Annotated in this window: 2 protein-coding genes; both read left to right on the top strand. The window is 27.4% G+C overall.

Annotated elements, in window-relative coordinates; translation table 11 throughout:
* Positions 1–407 precede the first annotated feature (407 nt).
* Entirely contained in the window at positions 408–629 is a 222-nt protein-coding gene (locus GFJ41_RS17665) for a hypothetical protein (RefSeq protein WP_170075963.1), read from the top strand.
* Positions 630–793: 164 nt separating this feature from the next.
* A complete protein-coding gene (locus GFJ41_RS17660; RefSeq protein WP_150841887.1) occupies positions 794–1657 on the top strand; it encodes a mechanosensitive ion channel family protein in 864 nt (287 codons plus the stop codon).
* The last annotated feature ends 172 nt before the right edge of the window (positions 1658–1829 follow it).

Raw genomic sequence — 1829 nt, 5'->3', positions numbered from 1 at the left:
CCGATGGTACTTGGTGGGAAGCTGCCTGGGAGAGTAGGACGTAGCCGCGTAATCTTTTTTATTTTACGTGGATTTGTGGTGGTTAAGGTTTAGTTTGCACTTGGGTCATAAAGCTGAAAAGATGCTTTGAATGACCTCGGCGTTGCAAACTAAACCTTAACCACTTTTTTGATATGTAAAATAAAGAAGAATTACGCTTGTACGGTATGAGATAAAGGATAAGAAAAAATGCTTTAAATGACTACTTCGCTGCAAACTTAGTATCAACCACTTTTTATTGTTTAAAATATAAAAAGGTTACGCTTGTACGGCATTATATTAAATTTAAATTAAATGTACAAAGTGTAATAATTTAAATACAGCTTGAATATTCTTTATTAAAAGATACTAAAAAGGGGTAGATAAAAATGAAGTTTAGTATAGAAGTTAATAGAGGGAGTATTCTAGATTTAATAAATTTAGCTGAAGAAAATAATTTAAAGATTAATTCAATTTCTCAAGGACCAATAAATGATGAGATGATGAATATAAAAATTGATTTAGCTGATAGTAGTAAGGTACAGAATCTTGATAGTTTTGTAAAAAAAATACTAGATTGTCATTCGATGAACTCATGTGAAAGAATTTAAAGCTATGAATTTTCATAGCTTTTTTTATTTTATATAAATATATACATTATAAAAATTGCATTTAATTGAAAAAATATTGTAAAATAATTAGAGATATATAAATCAAAGAGGAAAAATATTAATATATATTTAAAATAAAGACAGCAAGTTAGGAGAGTGAGTTGATGATTAGTGGAAGTACAACGCAGGTATCTCAAAAAACCATAGAAACTTTTTTTCATGCAGTTAAAAATAGTGGACCTAAATTAATATATGCAATTATATTTCTTATTGTAGGATTATATGCTTGTAAATGGTTAAAAAGATATAGCAAAAACATTATACTTAAATATAATGTCGAAAGAGGAGTAGCTAATTTTGCATCATATGCTATTTATGGCTCTAGTGTTCTTATGGTAATTATGACATGCTTAGATATAATTAATTTCCCGGTACAATCTTTTATGACAGTTATGGTATCGTTGATAGGAGTTATTGGTTTATCATTAGGTTTAGCATTTAAAGAAATACTATCAAATTTAGGTGCAGGTATGATAATTTTATTTTTCCAACCATTTAAAACAGGAGATTACATAGGTGGATCTGGAGTTGAAGGAACTGTTGCTGATATACAGATTTTTAGTACAATACTAAAAACTCCTGATAATAAAGCCATCATAGTACCAAACTTTAAGTTAACTAGTGATAATATAATTAATTACACACATCAAGAAAAAAGAAGAATAGATTTTTCATTTAGTGTATCTTACGATACAAATATAAAAGTTGTAAAAGATGTATTAGCAAAAATTTTTAAAGAAGATAACAGAATATTAAGAGATCCAGAGCCTATAATTGGACTAAATACATTAGGTGAAAATGCTATGCAGATAGTAGCAAGACCATGGGTAAAGACTGATGATTACTGGAGTGTATACTTTGATGTAATGGAGAAGGTTAAATCTAAATTTGATGAGAATAATATTGAAATACCTTTCCCTTCAAGAGTTATATATTATAAAAATTGTGAGGAAGATATAAAAAAATAATAAAAATAATAAAACTTTTTTGAATATTAGTATTGAAAGTTGATAATATATATAATATAATGATTTACAAATAGAACAAAGAATATGGCGAAGACGGAAAATAGTAAAAAGCAAGTTTGTATTCAGAGAGTGAGTGGTTGGTGAGAACTCATTACAATGGTTTTTGAATCCA

It is taken from the genome of Paraclostridium dentum, assembly GCF_012922555.1.
GTDB classification, from domain to species: Bacteria; Bacillota; Clostridia; order Peptostreptococcales; family Peptostreptococcaceae; genus Paraclostridium; species Paraclostridium dentum.
Note: the sequence above shows the minus strand (reverse complement) of the source record. Positions and strands in the feature narration are given on the sequence as shown.